The 24,496-nt window shown below is 72.5% G+C and carries 21 protein-coding genes; 11 read left to right on the top strand and 10 right to left on the bottom strand.

Annotated elements, in window-relative coordinates; translation table 11 throughout:
• The 4 genes from ACFXOM_RS26220 to ACFXOM_RS26205 all read left to right on the top strand — a co-directional run.
• Nucleotides 1-3,206 (top strand): amino acid adenylation domain-containing protein (locus ACFXOM_RS26220; RefSeq protein WP_384941425.1); only part of this gene is annotated, 3,206 nt, incomplete at its 5' end.
• A 6-nt stretch (nucleotides 3,207-3,212) separates the two neighbouring features.
• Nucleotides 3,213-4,523: an MFS transporter gene (locus ACFXOM_RS26215; RefSeq protein WP_384941423.1), complete on the top strand. Its 1,311-nt coding sequence runs from the start codon at nucleotides 3,213-3,215 to the stop codon at nucleotides 4,521-4,523.
• Between the two features lie 56 nt (nucleotides 4,524-4,579).
• Nucleotides 4,580-5,392: a dimethylargininase gene (gene ddaH / locus ACFXOM_RS26210; RefSeq protein WP_384941421.1), complete on the top strand. Its 813-nt coding sequence runs from the start codon at nucleotides 4,580-4,582 to the stop codon at nucleotides 5,390-5,392.
• A gap of 165 nt (nucleotides 5,393-5,557) precedes the next feature.
• Complete coding sequence (locus ACFXOM_RS26205) at nucleotides 5,558-5,779, top strand: hypothetical protein (RefSeq protein ID WP_384941419.1); 222 nt, start codon at nucleotides 5,558-5,560, stop codon at nucleotides 5,777-5,779.
• Between the two features lie 87 nt (nucleotides 5,780-5,866).
• Here ACFXOM_RS26205 and ACFXOM_RS26200 read toward each other — a convergent pair whose 3' ends face one another.
• A complete protein-coding gene (locus tag ACFXOM_RS26200; RefSeq protein ID WP_385039555.1) occupies nucleotides 5,867-9,004 on the bottom strand; it encodes a BTAD domain-containing putative transcriptional regulator in 3,138 nt (1,045 codons plus the stop codon).
• A 280-nt stretch (nucleotides 9,005-9,284) separates the two neighbouring features.
• Between ACFXOM_RS26200 and ACFXOM_RS26195 the strand changes: the two genes are divergently transcribed.
• A complete protein-coding gene (locus ACFXOM_RS26195; RefSeq protein ID WP_384948280.1) occupies nucleotides 9,285-10,340 on the top strand; it encodes a hypothetical protein in 1,056 nt (351 codons plus the stop codon).
• Nucleotides 10,341-10,530: 190 nt separating this feature from the next.
• Here ACFXOM_RS26195 and ACFXOM_RS26190 read toward each other — a convergent pair whose 3' ends face one another.
• The 3 genes from ACFXOM_RS26190 to ACFXOM_RS26180 all read right to left on the bottom strand — a co-directional run bounded on the left by ACFXOM_RS26190 (nucleotide 10,531) and on the right by ACFXOM_RS26180 (nucleotide 12,776).
• Nucleotides 10,531-11,196 (bottom strand): 4'-phosphopantetheinyl transferase, encoded by a 666-nt coding sequence (locus ACFXOM_RS26190; RefSeq protein WP_384941413.1) that lies wholly within the window; start codon nucleotides 11,194-11,196, stop codon nucleotides 10,531-10,533.
• Complete coding sequence (locus ACFXOM_RS26185; RefSeq protein WP_385039552.1) at nucleotides 11,193-12,089, bottom strand: metallophosphoesterase family protein; 897 nt, start codon at nucleotides 12,087-12,089, stop codon at nucleotides 11,193-11,195. The genes ACFXOM_RS26190 and ACFXOM_RS26185 overlap by 4 nt, the downstream gene beginning before the upstream one ends.
• A gap of 225 nt (nucleotides 12,090-12,314) precedes the next feature.
• Nucleotides 12,315-12,776 (bottom strand): Crp/Fnr family transcriptional regulator, encoded by a 462-nt coding sequence (locus ACFXOM_RS26180; RefSeq protein ID WP_384941409.1) that lies wholly within the window; start codon nucleotides 12,774-12,776, stop codon nucleotides 12,315-12,317.
• Nucleotides 12,777-12,931: 155 nt separating this feature from the next.
• Here ACFXOM_RS26180 and ACFXOM_RS26175 point away from each other — a divergent pair, with 155 nt between their 5' ends.
• Nucleotides 12,932-13,384: an SDR family NAD(P)-dependent oxidoreductase gene (locus ACFXOM_RS26175; RefSeq protein WP_384941408.1), complete on the top strand. Its 453-nt coding sequence runs from the start codon at nucleotides 12,932-12,934 to the stop codon at nucleotides 13,382-13,384.
• Nucleotides 13,385-13,484: 100 nt separating this feature from the next.
• Here ACFXOM_RS26175 and ACFXOM_RS26170 read toward each other — a convergent pair whose 3' ends face one another.
• A complete protein-coding gene (locus tag ACFXOM_RS26170; protein ID WP_384941406.1) occupies nucleotides 13,485-13,916 on the bottom strand; it encodes a hypothetical protein in 432 nt (143 codons plus the stop codon).
• Between the two features lie 233 nt (nucleotides 13,917-14,149).
• Here ACFXOM_RS26170 and ACFXOM_RS26165 point away from each other — a divergent pair, with 233 nt between their 5' ends.
• The 3 genes from ACFXOM_RS26165 to ACFXOM_RS26155 all read left to right on the top strand — a co-directional run bounded on the left by ACFXOM_RS26165 (nucleotide 14,150) and on the right by ACFXOM_RS26155 (nucleotide 18,132).
• Nucleotides 14,150-14,542, top strand: coding sequence for an STAS domain-containing protein (locus ACFXOM_RS26165; RefSeq protein WP_384941404.1), 393 nt, complete (start codon nucleotides 14,150-14,152; stop codon nucleotides 14,540-14,542).
• 2 nt (nucleotides 14,543-14,544) lie between these two features.
• Nucleotides 14,545-15,072, top strand: a complete 528-nt coding sequence (locus ACFXOM_RS26160; protein WP_384941403.1) for an ATP-binding protein — start codon at nucleotides 14,545-14,547, stop codon at nucleotides 15,070-15,072.
• Nucleotides 15,073-15,153: 81 nt separating this feature from the next.
• Nucleotides 15,154-18,132 (top strand): HAMP domain-containing protein, encoded by a 2,979-nt coding sequence (locus ACFXOM_RS26155; RefSeq protein WP_385039549.1) that lies wholly within the window; start codon nucleotides 15,154-15,156, stop codon nucleotides 18,130-18,132.
• An 85-nt stretch (nucleotides 18,133-18,217) separates the two neighbouring features.
• Here ACFXOM_RS26155 and ACFXOM_RS26150 read toward each other — a convergent pair whose 3' ends face one another.
• The gene (locus ACFXOM_RS26150) at nucleotides 18,218-20,620 is read right to left on the bottom strand and encodes a SpoIIE family protein phosphatase (protein ID WP_385039546.1); all 2,403 of its coding nucleotides are present in this window, start codon (nucleotides 20,618-20,620) and stop codon (nucleotides 18,218-18,220) included.
• Nucleotides 20,621-20,729: 109 nt separating this feature from the next.
• On the bottom strand, nucleotides 20,730-21,005 hold the full coding sequence (locus tag ACFXOM_RS26145) for a DUF6381 family protein (protein WP_384941398.1): 276 nt from the start codon (nucleotides 21,003-21,005) through the stop codon (nucleotides 20,730-20,732).
• 276 nt (nucleotides 21,006-21,281) lie between these two features.
• On the opposite strand from ACFXOM_RS26145, the gene ACFXOM_RS26140 reads away from it, so the two are divergent.
• On the top strand, nucleotides 21,282-21,707 hold the full coding sequence (locus tag ACFXOM_RS26140; RefSeq protein ID WP_384941396.1) for a CBS domain-containing protein: 426 nt from the start codon (nucleotides 21,282-21,284) through the stop codon (nucleotides 21,705-21,707).
• Nucleotides 21,708-21,753: 46 nt separating this feature from the next.
• Here ACFXOM_RS26140 and ACFXOM_RS26135 read toward each other — a convergent pair whose 3' ends face one another.
• The gene (locus ACFXOM_RS26135) at nucleotides 21,754-22,098 is read right to left on the bottom strand and encodes a PRC-barrel domain containing protein (protein WP_384941394.1); all 345 of its coding nucleotides are present in this window, start codon (nucleotides 22,096-22,098) and stop codon (nucleotides 21,754-21,756) included.
• A 163-nt stretch (nucleotides 22,099-22,261) separates the two neighbouring features.
• Between ACFXOM_RS26135 and ACFXOM_RS26130 the strand changes: the two genes are divergently transcribed.
• On the top strand, nucleotides 22,262-22,585 hold the full coding sequence (locus tag ACFXOM_RS26130; RefSeq protein ID WP_384941392.1) for a plasmid stabilization protein: 324 nt from the start codon (nucleotides 22,262-22,264) through the stop codon (nucleotides 22,583-22,585).
• Between the two features lie 316 nt (nucleotides 22,586-22,901).
• Here the strand turns inward: ACFXOM_RS26130 and ACFXOM_RS26125 are convergent, their stop codons facing one another.
• Together ACFXOM_RS26125 and ACFXOM_RS26120 are read right to left on the bottom strand one after the other, a co-directional pair.
• A complete protein-coding gene (locus tag ACFXOM_RS26125) occupies nucleotides 22,902-23,888 on the bottom strand; it encodes an RNA polymerase sigma factor SigF (RefSeq protein WP_384941390.1) in 987 nt (328 codons plus the stop codon).
• A 182-nt stretch (nucleotides 23,889-24,070) separates the two neighbouring features.
• On the bottom strand, nucleotides 24,071-24,271 hold the full coding sequence (locus ACFXOM_RS26120) for a hypothetical protein (RefSeq protein ID WP_385039543.1): 201 nt from the start codon (nucleotides 24,269-24,271) through the stop codon (nucleotides 24,071-24,073).
• Nucleotides 24,272-24,496 lie beyond the last annotated feature (225 nt).

Here is a 24,496-nt window from a genome sequence, read left to right as displayed (position 1 = left end):
GCTCGGTGGTCGCCGGCCGTTCGGACGAGGCGCTGGACGACCTGGTGGGCTTCTTCGTCAACACCCTGGTACTGCGCACCGACACCTCCGGCGATCCAACCTTCGCCGAACTCCTGAGCCGCGTCCGGGAGACCCAACTCGACGCCCACGGACACCAGGACGTGCCGTTCGAGCGGCTGGTCGAGGAGCTCAACCCGGCCCGCTCGCTGGCCCGCCACCCTCTCTTCCAGGTCATGCTGCTGCTCCAGGGCGGGGCCCGGGGCGCAGGCCGGGCCGGTGACCACGGCGTCCCCGGCGAGGGTTCGCTCGACCTGGCAGACCTCTCGGTCACCGTCGAACCGGTCGGCGGGTACGCAGCGAAGTTCGACCTCTCGGTCGCCATCGGCGAGTCCTTCGACGCCGACGGTGAGCCCGCCGGGCTCGAGTGCGCGATCGACTTCGCCACCGACCTGTTCGACCGCGAGACCGTCGAGTCCATCGCCGTTCGGCTGGGCCGGCTGCTGACGGCGGTGGCGGCCCGTCCCGAGCAGCGGATCGGCCGGGTCGATCTGCTCTCGGTCGTTGAGCGCGCGGAACTCGCCGGACGTGGCGACGCGTTGCCGGTGGACGTGCCGTTGCTGCCCGCCGCCTTCGAGGCCCAGGCGGCCGACACCCCGGACGAGACCGCCCTGGTCGCCGGGAACACCCGGCTCAGCTGGGCCGAGTTGAACGCCCGAGCCAATCGCCTCGCCCACCGTCTGACGGAGGCGGGAGCCGGTCCGGAGTCGGTGGTCGCGCTGGCCCTACCGCGCTCCGCGGAGACCGTGATCGCCCTGCTCGCCGTCCTGAAGGCCGGCGCCGTCTCGCTCCCGCTGGACGCCGACTACCCGGCCGACCGGACCGCCGCCATGCTGGCCGACGCCGCGCCCGTGCTGGCCGTGAGCTGTGACGGCTGGCCGTTGCCCGAGGTGCTCGCCGGCCTGCCCGTCCTGACGGCGGTCCCGGTGGACGCGACCGATCGTCCCACCCGGACGGACACCGTCCGCCGCGACGACCTGACCCGTTCCGCCGGGGTGAACAGCGCCGTCTCGCCGGACTCCCACGTCGCTGCCGACAATCCGCCGCCCCGCGCCGTCGCATCCGACGCCGCCTACGTGATCTACACCTCCGGATCCACCGGCCGCCCCAAGGGCGTGGTCGTGAGCCACGGTGCGATCGCCGCACTGCTCGCTTCGCACCGCTCCGCGGACGGCCCGATCGGCGAGACCGAGCGCCACCACGGCCGCCGTCGCGTCGCGCTGACCGCGTCGTTCTGCTTCGACGCCTCCTGGGACGGGTTGCTCTGGCTGATGGCCGGCCACGAGCTGCACCTGATCGGTGACGACCTACGCCGTGACGCCGCCGCGCTCGTACGACACGTCCGCACGGAGTCGATCGACGTCCTGGAGGTCACTCCCTCCTATGCCGAACAGCTGGTCGACGAGGGTCTGTTGGAGGCTCCCGCGCCGCGTGTGGTGCTGCTCGGTGGGGAGGCGGTCGGTCAGTCCCTGTGGGCGCGGCTGCGGGAGGCTCCCGCGACCACCGGCCACAACCTCTACGGGCCAACCGAGTGCACCGTCGACACCCTCATCCAGTCCTTTGGCGGCTCGGAGCGCCCGGCTCTCGGCCGTACCGTCCTCGGTACCCGTGCCTATGTCTTGGACGAGCACCTGAACCCGGTCCCGCCCGGTGTGCCCGGTGAGTTGTACGTGGCGGGCGCCGGCCTGGCCCGCGGCTACCTGGGTCGCCCGGCGCTGACCGCGGAGCGTTTTGTCGCCGACCCGTTCGCACCGGGGGAGAGGATGTACCGCACCGGTGACCTCGCCCGGCGCCGCACGGACGGCCGGATCGACTACCTGGGCCGCACCGACCACCAGGTCAAGATCCGCGGCTTCCGGATCGAACTCGGCGAGATCGAGCACGCCCTGACCCGCCACCCCCGGGTCCTCGCCGCCACCGTGACGGCACACGAGGACGGCACCGCCGGCCCCCGGCTGGTCGCCCACGTCGTGCCCGAGGGCTCGCTCGACCCGGCCGAACTGCGCGCCTTCGCCGCCGAGTCGCTGCCCGGATACATGCTCCCGGCCGCCGTCGTCCCGCTCGACGCGCTGCCCCTGACGGCCAGCGGCAAGGTCGACCGGAGTGCGCTGCCCGCGCCGGACTTCCTCTCCTCGCCCACCGGCCGCGCACCCGGGACACCGCACGAGGAACTGCTCTGCGACCTCTTCGCCGAGGTCCTCGACCTCCCGGGCCCCGTCTCCGTCGACGACGGCTTCTTCGACCTCGGAGGTCACTCCCTCCTCGCCATGAAGCTGCTCGGTCGGATCCGCACCGCACTCGGCGTCGACCTCGGTATCCGGGCGCTCTTCGAAGCCCCCACGGTGGCCGCCCTGGTGCGCCACGTCGACCGCGCCGGCGCGGCGGCCGCAGACGACCACGCCGCCCTCGACGTCCTCCTCCCGCTGCGCGCCGACGGCGCCAAGGCGCCGCTGTTCTGCGTCCATCCCGCCGCGGGGATCAGCTGGGTCTACTCCGGGCTGCTGCGCCACCTCGACCCGGACCGCCCGGTCCACGGCCTCCAGGCGCGTGGTCTGCGCGGTGGCTCCCCGTCCTCCGTCACCGAGATCGCCGAGGACTACGTGCGGCAGATCCGTGCCGTCCAGCCGGAGGGGCCGTACCACCTGCTCGGCTGGTCCTTCGGCGGGGTCGTCGCCCAGGCGATGGCCGTAGCCCTCCAGGCGGCGGGCCACGAGGTCGCCCTGCTCGCCTTCCTCGACGGCCTCCCCGCCGATCCCGCCCGGTACGGGGCCGGTGGCGCGACGTCCCCCGGCGACCCGGTCGAGACCCTTCCGGAACTGCTCGCCTCGCTCGGCTACGACCCGGCCGACGGGCGCGGCCAGGCCGACCTCACGGCACTCCTCGGCGAGGCCGCCGCGGTCCTGCCCGACCTCTTCGAGCAGCACCGCAAGCTGATGGCCGAGCACGTACCGGACCGTTACCGGGGCGACGCCGTCTTCTTCGGCGCGACCCTCGACAAGCCCGTCGACTGGCCGTACGGGGCGGCTTGGCGCCCGTACGTCGACGGCCGCATCGAGGAGTACCGCATCACCTGTACGCACGGCGCCATGACGCAGCCGGAGCCCGTCGCACGGATCGCCGCCGTGCTGGCCGAGAAGCTTGGAGAGTGACCCGCCATGACCACAGCCTCCGTCAAGCCGCCGTCCCCGGAACCCTCGTCGCCTCCGGCGGCGGACGGGACCCACAGGAGCCGCTGGGGCCTCTGGGCGCAGGGGAACTTCCGCAAGCTCTGGATCGGTGAGACGACCAGCGGCCTCGGCACCGCCGTCGGCAACGTCGCGCTCGCCCTGGTGGCCGTCGTCACCCTGGAGGCATCGCCGTTCATGGTCGGCCTGCTGACCGCCTCCGCCTGGGTGCCGTGGCTGTTCCTCGGTCTGTTGGCCGGCGCCTGGGTGGACCGCTGGCCGCGGCTGAAGGTGATGCTGGTCTGCGACGTCCTCCTGCTGGCGCTGTTCGGCAGTGTGCCGGTGGCCGGCTGGCTCGGCCTGCTGACCATGGCCCAGCTGGTGGTGGTGGCGCTCCTGGCCGGAGCGGTCAAGGTGTTCCTCTCCACGGCGTACAGCGCAGTGCTGCCCTCGCTGGTGGCCAAGCCGGACCTGTTGGAGGCCAACGTCAAGCTGCGCTCCGGGGACGCCGCGGCGGAAATCGCCGGCCCCGGTCTGGCCGGTCTGCTCTCCCAGGCGTTCGGTGCGGCCAGCGGCCTGCTCGCCGACGCGCTCACGTACCTGGTGTCGGCGTTCTGCGTGGGCACCATCAGGGCCCAGGAGAAGCCGCCGCCGGTCTCCGAGCGGCGCGGGATCCTGCGTGAGATCCGCGAGGGCGTCCGGTTCCTGGTACGCGACCCGTACCTGCGCACGCTGGCGAGCTTCGCGGCCGTCGGCAACCTCGGCCTCAACGGCATCCAGGCGGTGCAGACCGTCTTCCTGGTCAGGAACCTGGGTGTGGCGCCCGGTGGCGTCGGAGCGGTGTTCGCGGTGGTGTCGGTCGGCGGCCTGGCCGGGGCGGCGCTCGCCGGGCGGGTCGCCCGCCGGTTCGGGACGGCGCGCGGGTTGTTGTTGTGCGAGTTGGTGGGCGCGCCGTTCATCCTCCTGCTGCCGCTGGCGGGGGAGCGGCTGCCGTTGGCGGCGAGCGCGGTGGCCTGGTCGGTCGCGGTCTGCGGCGTGATCGCCGGGAACGTGATCGCCGGCAGCTTCTACCAGGCGTACTGCCCGCCCGCGATGATCGGCCGGATCCGGGCCAGCGCCTCGACCGTCAACTTCAGCGCCATCCCGTTGGGTGCTCTGCTGGGTGGCTGGCTGGGCGAAGTGCTCGGCGCCCGAACCACCATCTGGATCATGGCGAGCGTGCTGCTCTCGGCCGGCGTGGTCCTGCTGGCGAGCCCGCTCCGCGGCCTACGGAGCTTCCCCGAGCGCCCCGCGGAGTCCTGAGCCTCCCTCCTCGCCGATCCGGTTCTCCTCTCCCCCTCACCGTCCCGGAGCCTGACATGCCCCGCACCGCCCGCCAGCGCCGCCTCCTGATGTGCCGTCCGACCCACTTCGAGGTCAGTTACGCGATCAACCCCTGGATGGACCCGGCCAAGCCCGTCGACACCGAACTCGCCGTCACACAGTGGGAGCGGCTCCACGACCTGTACGTCGAACTCGGCCACCGCGTCGACCTGATCGACCCGCTGCCCGGGCTGCCCGACATGGTCTACGCGGCGAACGGTGCCACCGTCGTCGACGGCAAGGTGCTCGGCGCCCGGTTCCGCGATGCGGAGCGCGCCGCGGAGGGCCCCGCCTACCTGGAGTGGTTCCGGGCCAACGGCTTCGCCACCCACGATCCGGTCCACGTGAACGAGGGCGAGGGCGACCTGCTGTTGACGGGAAGCTACCTGCTCGCCGGGCGGGGATTCCGCAGCGTGGATGCCGGACACGCGGAGGCGCAGGAGTTCCTCGGCCGCCCGGTGGTCGGCCTGGACCTCGTCGATCCGCGCTTCTACCACCTCGACACCGCCCTCGGCGTGCTCGACGCCGACGAGATCGTGTACTACCCGGGTGCGTTCTCCGAGGCCAGCCTGGCCGTGCTGCGGCGACTCTTCCCGGACGCGGCGCTGGTGGACGAGGCGGACGCGGAGGTGTTCGGGCTCAACCTGATGAGCGACGGCCGGAACGTGGTGCTGCCGGAGGCGGCGACCGGGGTGGCGGCCGTCGTGCGCGAGCGCGGCTTCCGGCCGATCGGGATGGACCTCTCCGAGCTGCTCAAGGGCGGCGGCAGCGTGAAGTGCTGCACCCTGGAGATCCGCGAGGCCGTCTGACCCGCACCGGATCGGCGCGTGGTCAACAACGGTGATCGACGCACGGTGCTCGTGCGTCGATCGGCTGTTGAACGAGCCTTGCCATGCTCGTCCCGTCAGCCCGGAGGACACGGAAAGTCCCCCGAAGAGCCCTTCCCGCCAGGGAAGAAGACCCAGGGAGTAGTCATGGCGAAGCGTTCGAACACCCTCGGTGCCACTCGGATCCGCCTGGCCGTCGCGGGCCTCGGACTCGGCGCGGTGATCGCCCTCGGCGCGACCGGTACGGCGTTGGCCGACGGCAGCATCGGTGCCGAGCAGAACGGCGGCGTCGGCTCCAGCCAGGTCACCGTGCCCGCCCCGAGCCCGTCCCCGACCGACGACACGGACTGGAACAGTTCCGGCTCCTGAGTCCGCACCGGTCTGCGCCAAGGAGAACCGTTTCTCTGCAAGGTTCGGGAACCGTTTCCTCGATGACGCCCCCCGCCGCCGACTCCCTCACGGATCGACCAACGCCAACGCCGGTTCCTCCAGCAACCCGGCCACCTCGGCGGCCTCCGGCAGGCTCAGGCGGCAGAAGATCTCGTACGCCTGCCGCAAGCGTGTGCCCGCCTCGGCGCCGCGCCCGAGATCCGCCAGCGAGCGGCCCAGCACCACCAGTGCCTGCGCCTGGTCCCGTTCCGCCCCCAGCTCCTCGCAGAGCACCAGCGCCTTCCCGGCGTGGTCGAGCGCCTCGTCCGCCCGGCCGAGCGACCGCAGACTGTCCGCCAGACGGTAGCGCGCATGCGCGGCCCGGTCCCGCAGACCAGCCCCCGTGGCCACCGCCAGGCACTCCCGGAACCAGGTCACCGCCTCCTCGTGCCGCCCGAGCCCGTGCAGCGCCAGACCCAGTACGTACAGGGTGTACGCACGCCCGGGGTCGTCCTGCCGGGTCCGCAGTTCGGCCATCACCTCGTGACAGATCTCCACCGCCTCGTCCGCCCGGCCGCTGCGGACACGTGCAAGTGCCGCGTTCACGGTGGTCACCAACGCGCCAGACCGGTGACCCAGTTCGTTGGCCAGCATCAGTGCCTCGTCGTAGTGGTCCACGGCCTCGTCGAAGCGGCTGAGGAACTGGCAGATCAACCCGAGGTCGTTGAGCGCCTGGCGGAGGATCACCGTGTCGGCGGCCGTCCGTGCCGCGTCCACCGCCTGGCGGGCGGCTGCTTCGGCCGTATCCAGTCGGGTCGCTGCCAGGGCGACGTTCCCTCGGAGGAAGTGCGCGCGCCCGGCGGCCCTGACGTCCCCCTGCTGCACCGCGGCCTCGGCCAGTGTGTCCGCGGTGACGGCGAGTTGACGGCTCGGCGGGGTCAGCACGAACGGGGTGAGCGCGATCAACAGGTCGATCGCGGCCCGGAGCGCCGTGCCCTGCGCGCCGAGCGGCAGCCGGGCACCGCCCCCCGCGTCCGCGGCGACCTGGGCGGCCAGTGCCACCGCGCCCGCCCGCTCCGCGGCCGTCCACTCCCGGGCCGCGTCCCAGCCCGCCAGCGGTACCCCCGGGGACCGGGCCGGACCCAGCGCGCCCGCCGCCGGATCGCCCGGTACCGCGTACTGGAAGGCGGTGCAGGCCGTGGCCAGGAGGTGGTCCAGCAACCGGTCCCGGGCCGCCAACACCTCCTCGCGCCCCGTCGTACGGCCCGACGCCGACGAGGAGTCCTCGCCTTCCACGGGACGCTGCCGGGCGAAGGTACGCAGCAGGTCGTGGTACCGGTACCTCCCGGGGAACGGTGACTCCACCATCGCCACGTCCACCAGCGCTTCCAACAGGTCCTCGGCGTCGTACTCGTCGAGGTCGAGCAGCGCCGCGGCGGCCGGCAGCCCGATGTCCGGACCGTCCACCGAGGCGACCAGGCGGAACGCCCGGGCCTGGTCGGCGGTCAACTGGCGGTAGCTCATTTCGAAGGCCGCCGCCACCGCGAGGTCGCCGATGCGGAGCTCGTCGATCCGCCGCCGCTCCACCTGGAGCCGCCGGCTGAGCGTCGCCACGGTCCAGCCCGGCCGCGCCGCGAGCCGGGCGGCCACGATCCGGACGGCCAGCGGCAGGTACCCGCAGGCCACCAACAGGTCCAGCGCCGCGTCCCGTTCGGCGGCCAGCCGCTCGGTGCCGATGGTGCGGGCGAGGAGGTCCAGAGCCTCGGCGGGCTGGAACACGTCCAGGTCGACCTGGACGGTGGCCGGCAGCCCGGCCGGCCGGGTGCGCCCCGTGGTGAGGACGGCACAGCCGACGGCCCCCGGGAGCAGCGGCCGGATCTGCGCCGCGTCCTTGGCGTTGTCGAGCACCAGCAGCAGCCGCCGACCGTCCACCACGGACCGGAACAGCGCCGAGCGCGCGTCCAGCCCGTCCGGCACCGCGTCACCGGGCACCCCGAGCGCCACCAGGAACCCGCTCAGCACCGCTTCCGGATCGGCCGGCACGGGATCGGAGCCGCGCAGGTCCGCGTACAACTGGCCGTCCGGGTAGGTCTCCCGGACGCGGTGTGCCACGTGCAGCGCCAACGCCGTCTTGCCGACTCCACCCATGCCGACCACGGTGGCGATCACCAGTGCCTGCGCCGAGGGCGTGCCGAGCGCCTCGTCCAGCACCCGGACCGGCGCCGTCCGCCCGGTGAAGTCGGCGGCGTCCGGGGGCAGCTGGGCCGGGCGTGGAGGTGCAGCGGCCGGCCGGCTGGCGGGCTGCCGTCCCTCCCCCTCCTCCCGTCCGTCCGGTTCGGCTGCCCGGGAACCGTCCCCGTTCGCGGGACCGTCGACCTCGGGTGCACCACGGGACGCCGGCGTCTCGCCCGCCGCTTCTTCCGAAGCTCCCGTACCCGTCGCCGCCACCGGGCTCGGTTCCGGAGCGGCCAGCGCCGGATCTCCCTCCAGGATCCTGCGGTGCAACTGCTCCAGGTCCGCCCCCGGCGCGACGCCCAGCTCAGCGAGGAACAACTGCCGCGCCCCGCGGTAGACCGCCAGCGCGTCCGCCTGCCGCCCGGCCTGGTACAGCGCCCGCATCAGCAGCCCGTACGCCCGCTCGTGCAGGGGGTGTTCGGTGGTGAGCGCGGTCAGCTCGGGGATGCAACGCGAGAAACGGCCGAGCGCCAGGTCCAGCCCGATCCGTTCCTCCAGCAGCGTCAGCCGCAGCTCTTCCAACCGCTGCCGGTGCCGCTCCGCGAAAGGTCCGGGGATGCCGGCCAGCGGCTCGCCCTGCCAGAGCTCCAAGGCTTGGTTGAGCAGGTCGCGGGCGCGCCTCGGTTCGGTGCGGGCGGTGCGCTCCGCTTCGGCGGCCAGCGACTCCACCTCCGCCGCGTCCACGGCGAGCTTCGGAAGGTCCAACCGGTAGCCGTCCCCCATCGACACCAGCACACTCGACCCGGGCCGGTCGGACCCGGCACCGCCGCCTGCGTCGTTCCGTCCCCCGGCGTCCAGCATCTTGCGCCAGCGCCACGCGTAGGTACGCACCGTGGTCATCGCCGCGCTCGGCGGGTCCTCGCCCCACAGTGCGGCGATCAGATCGGTGGCGCTCGCCGAGTACCCCGGCCGGAGCAGGAGAACGGCGAGCATCGCCTGCTGCTGCGGGCTCCCCATCTTGAGCGGGGTCGTGCCCCGCTGAGCCCGCATCAAACCGAGTAATGAGAAACGGAGATCGCCCAAGACCAGCCCCCCAGCCGTCCCAGAACACCGCGTCCGCCCCCGCTCGGCGCACATGTCCACCTATGTGTCACCTTTTAACCACAGTGTCGTACCCGCTGTCGAGAGCTTGTTGAGCCTGTGGTGATCAGGAGTTGAACCCCGCCGTACAGAATCACCGTGCCGCGGGCCCGCCGGAAACGGTCCGGCACCGCCCGCCCGCCCCCTCGGCCGCCGGTGGCGCCGGGCCAGACCCTACATTCGGAGGCGGATGTCCGTGAACACAGCCCTGCTGTATCGGCTGCTCGACGCCGACCCGGACGCCGGGCCGGCCGAACTGCTGCACCGCGCCCGGGCTTGCCACCACCTGCCCCATCTGGTGCTCTCCGCCCTGGTCCGCGACGGCGTCCGCATGGGCGAGCCCGCCCGCGCCGAACTCCGCCGGGCCCGTGACCGCGCCGCCCACTACGCCCGCACGGCCGTCGATCTCGCTCGCGCCACCGGCGTCCGCGCGATCCGCGGCCTCCCGCTCGCCGAGTACTACCCGGCCGGTCTGCTCCGGCCGCTGGACACCCTCGACCTCGTCGCCCCCGACGAGGCGGCGCTGTGGCAGGCCGTCATCCGTCTGGTCACCGACCACCCGGTGGAGCACATCGACGTCTCACTGTTCGGCGACCGCCCCCGCCACACTGCCGTCACCGTCCGCTGGCACGCCGAGGACCCCCTGGTCGACCCCTGGTACCGCGTGCACGTCACCACCGCAGCCCTGCCCGGAGACGGTGCGGTCGTGCCCGTCCGGCCGTACCTGGTCGCCGACGAGCCCGTGGAGTGCCTCATCGCCCTCGCCGAGTCCCGACTGCACCGGTCCGCCCCGCCACCCGGCCCGGTCACCCTCCTCGACATCGCCGGCCTGGACCGCCAGCCCTTCGAACCCACCGAGACCGCCGCCGTCCTCGCCGCCTACCGCCTGGCCCCCGAGGCCGCCGCCCTCCTCGACCATGCCGCCGACCACCTCCCGCTGGGCCCCCTCACCGCCGTCCGTGCCGCCCTCGCCCCCGAACTCGCCCCCGAGCACCGCCGCCGCGCGGAGGCGGCGGCCACGGCACCGTGCCTCCCCGCCCGTCATGGAACCCCCCTGCGCCGCACGGCCATCCGCCACACCTGGGACGAAGCCCGCCTCCTCACTCCCACCCCCGACATGTCCCTCCTCCTCACCCCCGTCGCCGACTACCTGCTCGCCCCCACCCCCGCCACCCGCAGCGCCCGAACAGCCGCCCTCCATTTCCTCCACCACTGGGACGCCCGATGTCGCAGGGGAGGGTGTTGAGCCGGCGGGAAGGCAGGAGACGAGCGCCCCGCCCGGGACAGGGAGGTGCAGGGGCGGGCCCTCGGCCGGTGCCTCTGCCCGCTGGTCTCCCGCAGGCAACGAGAAGCGGAGCCCCGGTACGGGCGGTCGTCGGATGCTCCTCGCCGCCCATGCCGGCGGCCCCGGACGGCCGTTCGACACCGCGGCGCGGCTAAGCGCCGCGGAGCACGGAGATCGCCGTGACGACCAGTCCGGACTCGATCGTCCACCGCCCCTGGAAGCCGGTCAGGGGACGGCCGTTCACCAGGGGCCCCTTCACCAGCAGGCGCGCGTGGAACGCGGAGTCGTCGGGGATGGGGGTGACGACCGCTTCGTGGAAATCGAGCCATCGTCGGGCCAGCGGGTACCACGCCTTGTAGACGCTTTCCTTGGCACTGAACACGAGCCGGTCCCAGCACACCTCGGGGCGCAGCTCAGCCAGCCGCCGCAGGGTCTCGCGCTCCTCCGGCAGCAGGACGAGGTCACCCACGCCCGCGTCGGGCAGCGGCAGGTGCGGCTCCGCGTCCAACCCGATCGTCACCACGTCGGACGAGAGGGCCACGGCCGCGGCCCGATAACCCCGGCAGTGCGTCATGGCCCCGACGACGCCCGCCGGCCACCGGGGCGCCCGACCGGGTCCTGGGAGGATCGGCACGGGTGGCAGGCCGAGCGTGCCGAGCGCGGTGCGCGCGCACGCCCGCACCGTGCCGAACTCCCGCTGGCGTTCCGGCACCGACCCCGCCACGAACTGCCGTTCCTCGGGGAACATCTCTGGCCCGGGGGCGTCGCCGAACACCTCTGCGACGGCGACCGGCGCGGGCAGCAGTTTGTCGATCACGTGCAGGCTCCCTCGGGTACGGACGGGAAGACCTCCACCGGCCGACCGGGCTCGTGCCGGAACCGTCGCCACTCGCGCGGGTAGCCGAGGGACACCTCTTGGTGCGGAACCCCGTCCGACCAGATGAGCCGAGGGACGTGGAGGTTGCCGTAGACGACGGCCGAGGCGCGGAACCTGCGCGGCCATGCGGCCGTCGCCTCCGTGCCGCACCACAGGGCGAATTCGGGATGCCGCAGGATCCCGGTAGGTTCGCGCACCAGCGGGAAGTGGTTCACCAGGACGGTCGTCAGCTCCGGCGGTACCGCGGCAAGCCGCGTCGCCGTGACGTCCAGGCGTGCCCGGCACCACGCGTCGCGCGACGGGTAGGGGTCGGGATGCAGGAGGAATTCGTCGGTGCACACCACACCCTCGTGCTCCGCGATCTGCAGCGCCTCCTCCTTCGAACGGGCGCCCGGTGGCCGGAACGAGTAGTCGTAGAGCACGAAGAGGGGCGCGACCGCCACCGGCCCGCCCTCTCCCTCCCACACCGGGTAGGGGTCCTCGGGGGTGACCACGCCCAGCTCCCGGCAGATTCCCACCAGGTGCTCGTAGCGCTCCTGCCCCCGCAGACGGACCGGATCGCGGGCCGGCGTCCACAGCTCGTGGTTACCCGGCGTCCAAACCACCCTGGCGAAGCGGCCGGCCAGCAGCTCCAGTGCCCACCGGACGTCCCCGGCGTACTCCCCGACGTCCCCCGCGACCAGCAGCCAGTCCTCAGCGGTCTCCGGGTGCAGCTGCTCGACGATGCTCCGGTTCTCGGCGTAGCGGACGTGCAGATCACTGATCGCGACCAGCCTGGGACCGGCCGTCGTACGCTGTGGCGCCGCGCCCCCGCCGCGCACCTCATAGCCCACGGTTCATCCCCACTGCCCTTCCTCGCGTCCCGGCCAGGGGAGCCACCGACGGCTCGGAGGCCGTCGCCGACGTGCCCCCGCACCGCGTGCCACGACAGCCGTCCGCCGTGCGCACTTCCTCGAAATGCCCGGTGTGCTGCATACCCTGACGTCCCGTCGGTCCACCTCGCACCGGTGCGCCGTGCCGGGGGACGCCCCGGCGGGCGGCGCCCGGACGGAGAACGGTCACGAAGTGAGGCCGCTCCCGTACGGAGCGTAGAGGTCGAGGAGTCGCACCCGGGCGGAGTGCAGCCGATGGGCGAGCACCCGTCCGACCCACTGCCCGATGGCCGAGCCCAGGGCCGGATCGGCGTCCATCATCATGCGAACGGTCAACGCGTCGAACTCCTGGGCGCGCACCGGGGTCGTCGCCTCCGCGCCCAGCTGCCACACGTAGGGCGGGAACAACCAGGACCATCCGACGAGTTCACCGAAGCCGAGGTTCTCGATGACGGCCGGCCGGCGTCCGGGCACGCGTATGTCCAGGCACACCGTGCCGGAGCGGATGATCCAGAAGCGGTCTGCCAGGCGTCCTTCCTCGAAGACCCTGGCCCCTTCGTGGAACTTCACGTCCCGGGCCACCTCCTGCAGTCGGGCTCGGTGCTCGGCGGACAGCGCCGCTGTCATGCGGATGGAAGAGCTGCTCATCGGGGGCCTCCGTTCGCCTACAGCCATCCTGAGCCGTCTCGCCGCGCAATGCACGACCGAATGGGTGACGGATACGCGGCGACGGCGCGCCGGCTCGCTCCGGCGGTCTTCGGGCGCCGTACCGGGCGCGCCCCGTACCGGCGCGTTCCGTCCAGGTGCGTCCGGGGCACCGGTCCCGGTCCCGGTGCCGGGCGCTGGAGTCGGACGCCGCCTCCGTCGTCCACGTTGCCGGCGAAGCCGCCCGGCTCCCCGATCCGGGCATCGTCGACTACGCGGCGGCGAAGACGGCGATGCTGACCGTCTCGAAGGCGCTCGCCGTCGAGTTCGGTGTCCGGGGGATCCGCTCGAACGTCGTGCTCCCCGGACCGACGCGGACCGCCCTGTTCGATGCCCCGGGAGGGTTTGCCGAGCAACTCGGCGCACGGTACGGGCTGCCGGCGGACGAGGCCGTCGACCGCTTCATCCGTGAGGAGCGGCGGCTGCCCAGCGGCCGGATCGGAACGCCCGAGGACGTCGCTCCCGTCGTGGCGTACCTGCTCTCGCCGCTGGCCCGGCAGATCACCGGAGCAGAGTGGAGCGTGGACGGCGGCGCCCTCCGGCAGCTCTGACGTCCGCACCGGGGGGCGGAACGCCGAGTACGGCGGTGGGCCCGGCGCCGCGGGGAGAGAGAGACGCCGCCCGGTCGTCCCGGCGGCGGGCGGGCCTCGGTCAGTGGGGCCAGTCCTTGGCGATCTCGAAGCTGTGGGTCTCCTGTCCCAGCACGTTCCCGTGCACGTCCACGAACGTCCCGGTGACCTCGTAGGTGTCGCGCGCCATGTGGCCGATCGGCAGCCGCTCCGGTGGTAGGGCGATCTCGTACGGCCCGCCCGCCCGATAGTCGCCCAGAAGGATCTCCTGGTGACCGACCGTCACGCCCTGACGGGTGCGCTCGTCGATGTATCTGAGCCCCTCGATGTCGTGCCGCGACCCCACACCGAACTCCAGCCGCAACCGGAACTCCGCCCCCTCCCGCAGGACCAGCGGCGCGGACGGCGGTGCACCGGCGGAAGGCTCCGCCGAGGGCAGCCGGACGGGCATGTCAGGGTGGCCCTCGACCTGGACCGCCACGGCCAGCAGTTCGAAATCGCGGGAGAAGTCCATCTGCTACGCCTGCCTTCACCGCTTGCACGAAAGGACCGGTGGATTTCAGCCTAGCCATGCCCGCCGCGTGCGGCCGCCGATGGCTGCGGGAGTGCCACGCGGAGGGCGCGGCACTCCGAGCCCGTGGAAGAGACGGCACGATGGGCCCGGCGGGTGCGCCGGAAGCGGGGCGCGGCGGGAAATGCCATAGTCGGGGGTGTCACCGGGGGGCGGACGGACCAGGAGAACCGGGCATGTCAGCACAGGACGGGTGGCCGGGGCGCGGCGGTGCGGACCGGTTCACCGTCGACACGAGACCGGGCCCCGAGCCGGGCATCCTCGTGTTCGCGCTCTCGGGCGAACTCGATCACGACACGGCCGAGCCGCTGCGCACGGCCCTGGACGAGGGCATCGCAGGTGGGGCGCGTCGGCTCCTGGTCGACTGTTCCGGTCTGCTGTTCTGCGACTCGACGGGGCTGAACGTGCTGCTCCGGGCGCGGCTCGCCGCCCAGGACGCCGATGCACGGGTGGAGCTGGCGGCGCTGCGCCCCCAGGTGGCCAGGATGCTCGCGATCACCGGCGCGGGGGCCGTGTTCCCGCGCTACGCGAGCATCGGTGAGGCCCTCGCGGAGCCACGGCAGGAGTAGCCGTGAGCGCTGCACTTCCGGCACGGGGGCAGACCCGCAGGCTCCTCCTCTCCGGGACCCGCGGCGTGGTCGGGCGCTGCCGTGACTTCAGCCGTACGGCGCTCGCCGACTGGGACTGGCTCCCGCCCGAAGACCGTCTTCCCGACGGGGGAGCGCATCCCCCGTGCGGCGGCACCGCGGGCGACCCGTTCGCCTGGGACGAGGACCTGGACGCCCCGACGGACTGGGACGACGAGCGCCGAGCCGTGGCAGAGGACGTCCTCATGGTCGTCTCCGAAATGGTCACCAACGCGTGTCTGCACGCGGGCGGGCCGTTGGAGCTCGTGTTGCACTGCACCGTCGAGCGACTGCGCATCGAGGTCAGCGACGCGAGCCCGGTGCCGCCCACGCCCCGCCCGCAGGCCGACCCCGCCGTGCCCGGGGGGCACGGATTGGTCGTGCTGGGGAGGCTCGCCCGCTCCTGGGGCTCCCAGCCGCGCGGCACCGGGAAGACCGTGTGGGCGGAGATCGCAGCGCCGCACGGGCCGTGACGCGACCATCCGGGGTGTCGCGCCGGGGAACGCGTGCGAGAGTGAACAGGAAGACGCCGAACGAGCGACACGAGGTCGGCGATGGACGCATCCGGACACTCGCGGAGCCCCTCGCGGGACGAAGCCGTGGGGAACGCCCGGCCGCCTACGGCGCTGAGCGAGGAGGGACTCAGGCGGCTCCTGGCCGGACTCACCGCCGTACGCGACGGGGACTTCTCCGTCCGGCTCCCCGACGACGCCGACGGCATCATGGGCGAGATCACGGACGTCTACAACGGCATGGTCGAGCAACTCTCGCTCGTCACCTCGGAGGTCACGCGGGTCGCCCGGGAGGTCGGCGGGGAGGGCCGGCTCGGGGGGCACGCCCGGGTGAGGGACGTGGGCGGCGTGTGGCAGGAGCTGACCACCGGCGTGAACACCATGGCCGACAACCTCACCTCCCAGGTGCGTTCGATCGCCCAGGTGGCGTCGGCGGTCGCGCGCGGCGACCTGACCCAGAAGATCCGGGTCGACGCGCGGGGCGAGATCCTGGAGCTGAAGGAAACCATCAACACGATGGTCGAACGGCTCTCCTCGTTCGCCGAAGAGGTCACGCGGGTCGCCCGTGAGGTGGGGACCGAGGGGAATCTCGGCGGTCAGGCGACCGTACGCGGCGTCTCGGGCACCTGGAAGGACCTCACCGACAACGTCAACAGCATGGCGAACAACCTGACCAACCAGGTCCGCAACATCGCCCAGGTCACCACGGCCGTCGCCCAGGGAGACCTGACCCGCAAGATCGACGTGGACGCGCGGGGCGAGATCCTGGAGCTCAAGACGACCATCAACACCATGGTCGACCAGCTGTCGTCGTTCGCCGCGGAGGTCACCCGGGTCGCGCGGGAGGTCGGGAGCGAAGGCAGGCTCGGCGGTCAGGCCGAGGTCGAGGGTGTCTCCGGGACCTGGAAACGGCTCACGGAGAACGTCAACGAGCTCGCCGGGAACCTCACCCGGCAGGTCCGTGCCATCGCGGAGGTCACCAGCGCCGTCGCCGAGGGCGACCTCACCCGCTCCATCGCGGTCGAAGCCCCCGGAGAGGTCGGCGACCTCAAGGACAACATCAACTCCATGGTCGAGTCGCTGCGTGCCACCACCCGGGCCAATGAGGAGCAGGACTGGCTCAAGACCAATCTGGCCCGGATCTCCGGGCTGATGCAGAGCAGCCGCGACCCGGTGCAGTTCGCCGAAGTGATCATGAACGAGGTCCCCCCCTTGGTCTCCGCCCAGTACGGTGCGTTCTACCTGGCCACGGACGCCGTGGACGACGGTGGCACCGAGCTCGTCATGATCGCCTCGTACGGCGTCCCGGCGGACCGGCGGCCCCCGGCCCGCTTCAAACTGGGCGAGTCCCTGGTGGGCCAGGCCGCCGTCGGCCGCCGCACGATAGCCGTCGAGGACCTCCCGGCCGGCTACGTGACGATCTCTTCCGGCCTCGGCGCCGTCGCGCCCGCGGCCCTGATCGTGCTGCCCCTGCTCGTCGAGGACCAGGTGCTGGGTGCCGTCGAACTCGCCGCGGTGCGCCCCTTCACCGGCATCCACCGGGACTTCCTCGACCAGTTCATCGAGACGGTCGGCGTCAACGTCAGCTCGCTGCTCGCGCACGCCCGCACGGACGAACTGTTGGAGCAGTCCCAGCGGCTCACCTCCGAACTCCGGGCGAGGTCACAGGAGTTGCAGGCACGCCAGGAGGAACTCCAGCGCTCCAACGCCGAGCTCGCCGAGAAGGCCGCGCTACTCGCCGACCGCAACCGTGACATCGAGCGGAAGAACCTGGAGATCGAACAGGCCAGGCAGGAGCTGGAGGAACGGGCGAAACAGCTCTCGCGCACCTCGATGTACAAGTCCGAGTTCCTCGCCAACATGAGCCACGAGCTGCGGACCCCGCTCAACAGCCTGCTGATCCTCGCCCAGCTGCTCGCCCAGAACCCCGAGGGCAACCTCACCGAGAAACAGGTCGACTACGCCGAGGTCATCCACTCCGCGGGCTCCGACCTGCTCCAGCTGATCAACGACATCCTGGACCTGTCGAAGGTCGAGGCCGGGAAAATGGACGTCCACCGCGAGTCGTTCTCCCTGCGACACCTCTTGGACCACGTGGAGACCACCTTCCGGCCCCTGGCGAGCGAACGGAACCTGGAGTTCAGGGTGGTCGCGTCGGCCGAAGTGCCCACGGAGATCGTGACCGACGAGCCCCGGTTGCGGCAGGTGCTGCGCAACCTGCTCTCCAACGCGTTGAAGTTCACCGAGCGCGGCAGCGTCGAACTGAGCGTGGACAACGCGGTCGAGGACGAGCTTCCGGCTTCCATGCGTGGGGTCCCCGTGGTTGCCTTCCGGGTGCGGGACACCGGGGTCGGTATCGCACCCGAGCACCTGGACAGCATCTTCGGGGCCTTCCAGCAGGGGGCCGTCACCACCGGGCGGCGGTACGGCGGCACCGGACTCGGCCTCTCGATCAGCCGCGAGGTCGCCCATCTCCTCGGCGGACTGATCGTCGCGGAGAGCCGACTGGGCGAGGGAAGCGAGTTCACCTTCTTCGTACCGGTCGGTGGATCCCTCCCGGAGCAGCCGGCGGCCGGTGTCGGTGCCGCTTTCGGCGGGCCGGGCGGCCTACCGGCCGGCGGGCCGGCGCCCGCGGCCGACGGTTCGCTGGCCGGCCGGGTGGTCCTCATCGTCGACGACGACGCGCGCAACGTCTACGCGCTGACCGAGATCCTGGAGGCGGAAGGGGTGCGGGTCCTCACGGCCGACGACGGCCGCTCCGGTATCGACCTGCTCACCGCCCACCAAGAGGTGGACCTGATCGTGATGGACGTGATGATGTCCGGGATGGACGGCTACAGCGCCACCGCCGAGATCCGCGGCATGCCGCGGTTCGCGGACGTGCCCATCATCGCGGTGACCGCGAAGGCCATGCCGGGCGACCGGGCCAAGAGCCTGGCGGCCGGGGCCAACGACTACATCACCAAACCCGTCGACGCCCACGACCTGATCTCCCGGGTGCGGAGCCAGTTGAGGCGCTGACAGGGTCGACCGCGTGGCGCGGCGCGTGCTCGGCCGTCGCCCCGAGGTGCCACGGGCGGCACGGGGTGCTCTCCCCGGGCAGGTGTCACTGCACCCGGAGGACGACCAGGCTGGTGTCGTCGTCGGTGTCCCCCGTGACCGAGGCCAGCAACCGGTCCGTCCGCTCGTCCAGCCGGCCGGGACCGAGCCGTTCCGCCGCTCGCCGCAGCGCCGCGAGGCTCTCGTCGAGCCCGGTGTGCCGCCGTTCCACCAGGCCGTCCGTGTACAGCATCAGGGTGTCTCCGGGCTCCAGCCGCGTCACCTTGTCCGCGTACTCCGCGGAGTGGGCTGCTCCCAGCAGGAGGTTCCTGGGCGGTTCGAGGAAGGTGGCACGCCCGTCACGCAGCAGGAGCGGTGGCAGGTGCCCGGCGCTGGCCCAGCACAGCGACCGGTCCGCGGGGTCGTACAGGGCGCAGACGGCGGTGGCCGTTGGCTGCCCGTGGGTGTGCAGGGTGACCTCGTTGAGCCAGGTCATCAGTCGGCCCGGCGGGTGGCCGGTGAACGCCAGTCCGCGCAGGGCGTTGCGCAGCGCGACCATGCCCGTCACCGAATCGATGCCGTGTCCTGCGATGTCGCCGACGGCCACGAGCACCCGTTCGCTGGGCAGCGGCAGCACGTCGTACCAGTCGCCGCCCACCCGGTACTCCTCGGCCGCCGGCCGGTAGCGGGCCGCCACTTGGAGGCCGGGCAGCCGTTGCAACACGGGCACTTCGGGGACGATCGCCTGCTGCAGCTGGAGTACGAGCTGGTGGCGCAGCGCGGCCTGGGTCTGCGCCGCGGTCAACCGGTCGAAGGTCGCGCTGAGCGCGACCTCGGTGTGGTGCAGCGCCGAGACGTCCTGGTACACGCCGGTGATCCCGGTGAGCACCCCTCCGGTCAGGAGGGGCTCCGCGGCGATCCGGACGTGCCGCAGTCCGCCGTCCTCACGGACCGCCCGGACCACGGTGTGGGCGCCCTCGCGGTTCTGGGTGAGTTCCGCCAGCAACTCGGTGAGGGTTCCCGCGTCGTCCCGGTGCAGGTGCGGGCCCAGCCGGCGCAGCGGCACGGGAGCGGTGCCCGGGTCAATGCCGAAGATCCGGTACGCCTGCTCGCTCCAGCGGGACTTCCCGGTGATCAGGTCGTCCTCGAAGGCCGCCAGGTTCTCCAGTCGACCGAGCACCCGGGAGACGGACAGACCCGGATCGGTGGCGCCGTGCCAGAGCACCACCGTCCGGCCGGGCGCCACGGGCAGCACCCGGACGTCGTGCAGTGGGCCGGGGTCGCCCGTCCGGTGCTCGACGGGCACCCGTGCAGCGCGCTGGGGGGCCGCGGACTCCCGTGCAGCCTCAGCCAGCTGCTCGAGGTCGGTGCACATGCCCGGGAAGACCTGGGCGAGGGGGCGACCCGCAGGCCCGGGGACGTTGCTCGCCGATTCCAGCGCCGGCCGGTTGAGGTGCTCCACGTGCAGGGTTCCGGTGTCGGGGTCCGAGCGCAGGGCCATCGCCGGATGTGTCAGCAGGTCGAGGAACGGGGCGAGCGCCGCGGGCTCTGCGGAAGTCGGCGGGCCCGCGTCCAGGATCCGTGCGGCGGGTACGGCGAGACCCACCAGGGCCCGTCGTACGGGATCGTCGAGGGACGCGCGGCCGGGCCAGTCGGCGACGACGAGCCCCGTCACCACGCCGCGCTGCCGCAGCGGCAGAACGGCCCGTGCGGCGTCCGGGGCGCGTCCCGGCAGCCGCTCGCCGGCAGCCGGACCGTTCGGCAGCCAAGCAGGTGCCGCGTCCGCCAGCGCCCGGTGGAGCGGGCTGCACGGAGCGGGCGGCACCCACTGCCAGTGGGCCGCCTCCAACGGGCTGACACCGGCCCGTCCGGCCAGTTCGAGGCAGTCCGTCTCCGTACGCCGGAACAGCCACAGCCCGCGGACGCCGAGCGGGCGCATCCCACTGTGCAGCAGTGTCTCCACGATGTCGTCCACGGGGCTTCCGGACCGCGTGCCGGCCTCGACGACCGCTTCGAGCCGCCGTGTACCGCGTGCCGAGGCGGTCTCCGCCCCTCCGGCCGCGACCCCCTCCGCCATCGTGCCGTCAGGGGCCGCCGGAGCGGCCCCGGAACCGGCATCGCGTACGGCGTCCGCCACGTCCGGAGGGTCTGCCGCCGCGGACGCGGCGGCCCGGGTGCCGGCGTGCGGCACCCCTGCCTCCCCGTGCACGGCCGCCGTGCCGCTCGCGGCATTGACGATGTCGGCGGAGAGGTCATCAGGGGAGACGCCCATGGTCCGGGCGAGTCGGGCGAGGTGGTCCACGGCGTCGGCGGGCGTCAGGGAGAGCTGCGCGACGAGCACGCCTGCGGCGAGGTCGTGGAGATGACGGCGTGCGAGATCACTGCGCAGCGCCGAGAGTTCGGCGGTGAGCTGCGCGACTGCGGTGGCCAGCTGCTCCGGCCCCGGTTCGGTCCGCCCTGGATCGGGCATGCTCATATGATCTCCAGCGTGACGAACCGGATTCTACTCGGGCATACCCGTCCGGGCAGCGGACGGCCGCCGTACGCCCGGCGGGGTACGGCGGCCGCCGCCGAGGGCGTCAGGCGCCCCGCGGCCGTTCCGGCTGCGGCCTCTGGGCCCCTCGAGGGCCGCGCTGCTGCTGGTGCGGATGGTGGTGTGCGGGCGCAGGTCCGGGCGTGGCCGGAGCCTCGCCGAGGTCGGTGCCGTCGTCGCACTGCCGACGCAGTTCCTCGGCCTTGCGGCGCAGCCTCGCCCGGTGCTCGGGGTCGTTGCAGCGGTCCGCGCCGCGAGTGAGCTCCTCGGCCATCACCCGGAGCTGTTCGGCGGTCCTCACGGGTTCACCTGCTGTGTTCATGGCTCCTCCTTCCGTGCCCGTCGCCTGTCGGCTCCGGGCCAGGGGCCATGTGCCAGGCAATCACGAGCCGGTGACCCTTGCACGCCGATTCGTGACCCAGTGTGACGAAACCCCGTCCCGTCTGCGGTGATCCTCGATCGTGGATCCCGAACGGGGTCGTGGTGGCGGGGCGCGGTCCGCGCGTACGGGTACCCGCCCTGGAGCTGCCTCGACTTTCCGGGATATCGCGGGGGAACCAGGGCAGGCGCGGTGTATCAGGGGAAGGGAGGCAGTGTCATGACACGGCTGGTGAGGGACGTGATGACGAAGGGAGTGCAGGCCCTGCCGCCTGACGCTCCGCTCGTCGAGGCCGCCCGGCTCATGCGCGACCTCGACATCGGGGACGTGCTGGTCGCGGACGACGGCCGGCTGCTCGGCATCGTGACGGACCGGGACGTCGCCGTCCGGTCGGTCGCGATGGGCCACGACCCGCGCACGATGCCGGTCCGCGCCGTCTGCACCCCCGACGTGCTCACCGTCCGACCGGACCAGGAAGCGGCCGAGGCCGTCCGGATGATGCGGGACCACTTGGTGCGCCGCCTCGCCGTCGTCGCGGACGGCCGTCCGTTGGGGGTCGTCACCCTGGGGGATCTCGCGAGGGCGACGGATCCGCGCTCGGTCCTCGCCGGGATCAGTGCGGGTCCGCCGAACAACGGGGCGTGAGTCTCGTTCGGCCCGTCCGCCCGGGCTCGCCGTGCGGACCGCCGCCTCACATGTGCTGGTAGTGGTTCTCGATGAACCGGAGCGCGGCCACGTCGTCGCCCTCGCGCCCGCGCTCGAAGTCCGGCGCGTCCTTGATCTGCTGCTTCGGGCACCTGACGTGCACCACCCGGTGCTCGCGGTCGATGCGCGAGACGACGCCCGCGGGGATCAGCACGCGGTGACCGAAGAGCCACGGACCGGTGTCCACCACGATGTAGGACCGTCCGACGTCCTCGGAATGCTTGTCGATCTTGCCGACGGTGCCGTCGGTCGCCTCGACCCTGTAGCCGACGAGCCGGGCCCCCGGTGCGTATCCCGCAGCTTCGGGGAAGCCCCAGATGCCTGTACCCATGGCGTCGTCCTTCCTCCTGGGTTTGCCGGTGGGCAGCCGGATCGGCGACGGTACCCGGAAGCCAGCGTCTCAACCGGTGGCGGTTGCCGCGACCCGGCGGGGGTAGACGCGGCAGTGAAGCGGGACCGCACCGGCCCCGGCCCGTCCGGGAGGAGGGTCGACCATGCCCAGAGGAGCCAGCCCCAAGCGGGAGCGCCAGTACGAACACATCAAGGAGAGCGCCCTCGACCGGGGCGAGAGCCGTGAGCGCGCCGAGGAGATCGCCGCGCGCACGGTGAACAAGGAACGTGCACGGCACGGCGAGGCCGAGACCGCGAGCCGTACCTCCGTCGAGGACATCTCCTCCGGTCGGCGCGGCGGACTGCGTTCCCACTCCGGCGCGCAGGGGCCGACCTTCGACCAGCTCTACGAGGAGGCCAAGAGCCGTGGAATCGAGGGCCGTTCGAAGATGAACAAGGAGCAACTCGCCCGCAAGCTCGGATACTGACCAGCGCAAGGATCGACTCGCCCGCACGCGCGGATACCGACCGGCGTTCGGACGCTCTCCGACCGGCCCGGAGCAGCTCCCCGCCGCCCCGGGCCGCACCTTGGGGAGGTGCCGGGGCCGGCACAGTGGTCCAGGTGAGGCGGGTCGGCGGGCAGGGGGTCGGCGGGCTACGTACCAGCGGACGAGCGGGCGCGTCTTCGGGTGCGCCCGCCCAGACCCGGATCTGCCCGCCCACAGTCGGAGCATCGGCGGGCCCGCCCACAGTCGGAGCATCGGCGGGCAGTCACCGCGCCGACATCTGGTCCGTCGGCCGACCTCAGGTCCGTCGGGTGCGGACTACGGCGTCCACCGCCGCGGCCTCATCGGGCGGGTCCACGAGGCGTAATAACGGGCGCAGGTCCGCCGGCGTGCGTCGCGCGTCCTCGTCATCGGGCTGCCCGTCGTCTGCCAGCAGTCCCTCGCGCAACTGCGTGAGGACGCGCGCAAGCAGCCGGGAGACGTGCATCTGGGAGATCCCGAGCCGCTCACCGATCTCCGACTGCGTCAGTTCCTCGCCGAAGCGGAGGGAGAGGATGGCGCGCTCCCGCTCGGGCAGACCACCGATCATCGGTTTCAGGCACTCCAGGCACTCGACGACGTCCAGGGCCGGGTCCTCCGCCCCCAACCGCCGGCCGAGCGGTCCGGTCGCCTCGTCGGACTCGAGAGGTTCCAGGGAACGCGCCAGATAGCCGTTGGCGGCCCGTTGGCCCTCGACGACCTCTTCCGGGGTGAGCCCGAGGCGGGCCGCCAGCTCGGTGGCGGTCGGGGGCCGTCCCAGGTCCTGTTCCAGGGCGTCGGATGCCTTGGCGAGGTCGAGGCGCAGTTCCTGGAGGCGCCGGGGGACCCGCACCGCCCAGCTCGTGTCCCGGAAGAAGCGCTTGATCTCGCCGATGACGGTGGGCAGGGCGAACGAGCTGAACTCGACGTCGCGCTCCACGTCGAACCGGTTGATCGCCTTGATCAGACCGACCGTGCCGACCTGGACGATGTCCTCCATGGGTTCGCTGCGGCCACGGAAACGGGCCGCGGCGAACTTCACCAGGCTCAGGTTGAGTTCCACGAGCGTGTTGCGGACGTACGAGTAGTCGTCCGTGCCCTCTTCCAGCGTGTTCAGGCGCTGGAAGAGGCAGACGGACAGGGCCCGTGCGTCCACCGTGCTGATGGTGCGGGGGTCGGGTATGTCGGGGACCCCGTCCAGTACCGCCGGCCGGTACGGTCGGGTGGTACGGACGGTGGGGCCACCGGTGATCGGCAAGCTGGACATGAGGCTTCCTCGACGGGGTGGGGCCGGCGCCGTGGCTTCGGCGGGACCGTCGTACGAGCTCCGTCAGAGCAGATACCCACTTGTCTGCTTTTGATACTTTTACTTCTCGCCGGGCGACACGTGCGCGCACAGCGTGACGAACGCCAACCGTGCGTGGTCTTCCCGGTCTTGGCCCGTTCCCGTCAGGGCAGGTAGCGCTCCAGGGCGGCTGCGCCCTTCTCCTCGATCTCCTTGCGTGCACGTGCCAGATTGGCGGGCGTGGGCTCGCGGCCGGACGCCATCACCAGGTCCTCCGCGTCGAAGGGGCGCTCCGACCCGGTGAAGATCTGCGCCGGCCTCTGCCTGCTCTCCGGCTCTTCGCTCACGCTCTTGTCCTGCGTCATGATGTGCCTCCGGGCGACTCCCGTGTTGAGCGACTGACTACCAGCATCACGCGGTATCCCGTCCGATGCAGCCCGGCGGACGCATCGCGCCGGAAATGCCGAAGTACGGGCGGCCGCAGGCACGGCGAACCCGCTGTCGCAGTGCGCTCCGGGACCCGCTGCCGCGGTGCGTTCGGGATCCCTCGTGCAGACCGCAGGAGGGGCGGGCCCGGAGGCCGCCACGTC

The sequence above is a fragment of the Streptomyces sp. NPDC059169 genome, assembly GCF_042755225.1.
In the GTDB taxonomy this organism is placed as follows: Bacteria; Actinomycetota; Actinomycetes; order Streptomycetales; family Streptomycetaceae; genus Streptomyces.
This window is presented reverse-complemented; position numbering and strand designations above follow the sequence as displayed.

Coding starts and splice junctions, on each gene's coding strand:
- ACFXOM_RS26215 (WP_384941423.1), top strand. CDS start 3,213: ATGACCACAGCCTCCGTCAAGCCGCCGTCCCCGGAACCCTCGTCGCCT.
- ddaH (WP_384941421.1), top strand. CDS start 4,580: ATGCCCCGCACCGCCCGCCAGCGCCGCCTCCTGATGTGCCGTCCGACC.
- ACFXOM_RS26205 (WP_384941419.1), top strand. CDS start 5,558: ATGGCGAAGCGTTCGAACACCCTCGGTGCCACTCGGATCCGCCTGGCC.
- ACFXOM_RS26200 (WP_385039555.1), bottom strand. CDS start 9,004: ATGCGGGCTCAGCGGGGCACGACCCCGCTCAAGATGGGGAGCCCGCAG.
- ACFXOM_RS26195 (WP_384948280.1), top strand. CDS start 9,285: ATGTCCGTGAACACAGCCCTGCTGTATCGGCTGCTCGACGCCGACCCG.
- ACFXOM_RS26180 (WP_384941409.1), bottom strand. CDS start 12,776: ATGAGCAGCTCTTCCATCCGCATGACAGCGGCGCTGTCCGCCGAGCAC.
- ACFXOM_RS26170 (WP_384941406.1), bottom strand. CDS start 13,916: ATGGACTTCTCCCGCGATTTCGAACTGCTGGCCGTGGCGGTCCAGGTC.
- ACFXOM_RS26165 (WP_384941404.1), top strand. CDS start 14,150: ATGTCAGCACAGGACGGGTGGCCGGGGCGCGGCGGTGCGGACCGGTTC.
- ACFXOM_RS26155 (WP_385039549.1), top strand. CDS start 15,154: ATGGACGCATCCGGACACTCGCGGAGCCCCTCGCGGGACGAAGCCGTG.
- ACFXOM_RS26150 (WP_385039546.1), bottom strand. CDS start 20,620: ATGCCCGATCCAGGGCGGACCGAACCGGGGCCGGAGCAGCTGGCCACC.
- ACFXOM_RS26145 (WP_384941398.1), bottom strand. CDS start 21,005: ATGAACACAGCAGGTGAACCCGTGAGGACCGCCGAACAGCTCCGGGTG.
- ACFXOM_RS26140 (WP_384941396.1), top strand. CDS start 21,282: ATGACACGGCTGGTGAGGGACGTGATGACGAAGGGAGTGCAGGCCCTG.
- ACFXOM_RS26135 (WP_384941394.1), bottom strand. CDS start 22,098: ATGGGTACAGGCATCTGGGGCTTCCCCGAAGCTGCGGGATACGCACCG.
- ACFXOM_RS26130 (WP_384941392.1), top strand. CDS start 22,262: ATGCCCAGAGGAGCCAGCCCCAAGCGGGAGCGCCAGTACGAACACATC.
- ACFXOM_RS26125 (WP_384941390.1), bottom strand. CDS start 23,888: ATGTCCAGCTTGCCGATCACCGGTGGCCCCACCGTCCGTACCACCCGA.
- ACFXOM_RS26120 (WP_385039543.1), bottom strand. CDS start 24,271: ATGACGCAGGACAAGAGCGTGAGCGAAGAGCCGGAGAGCAGGCAGAGG.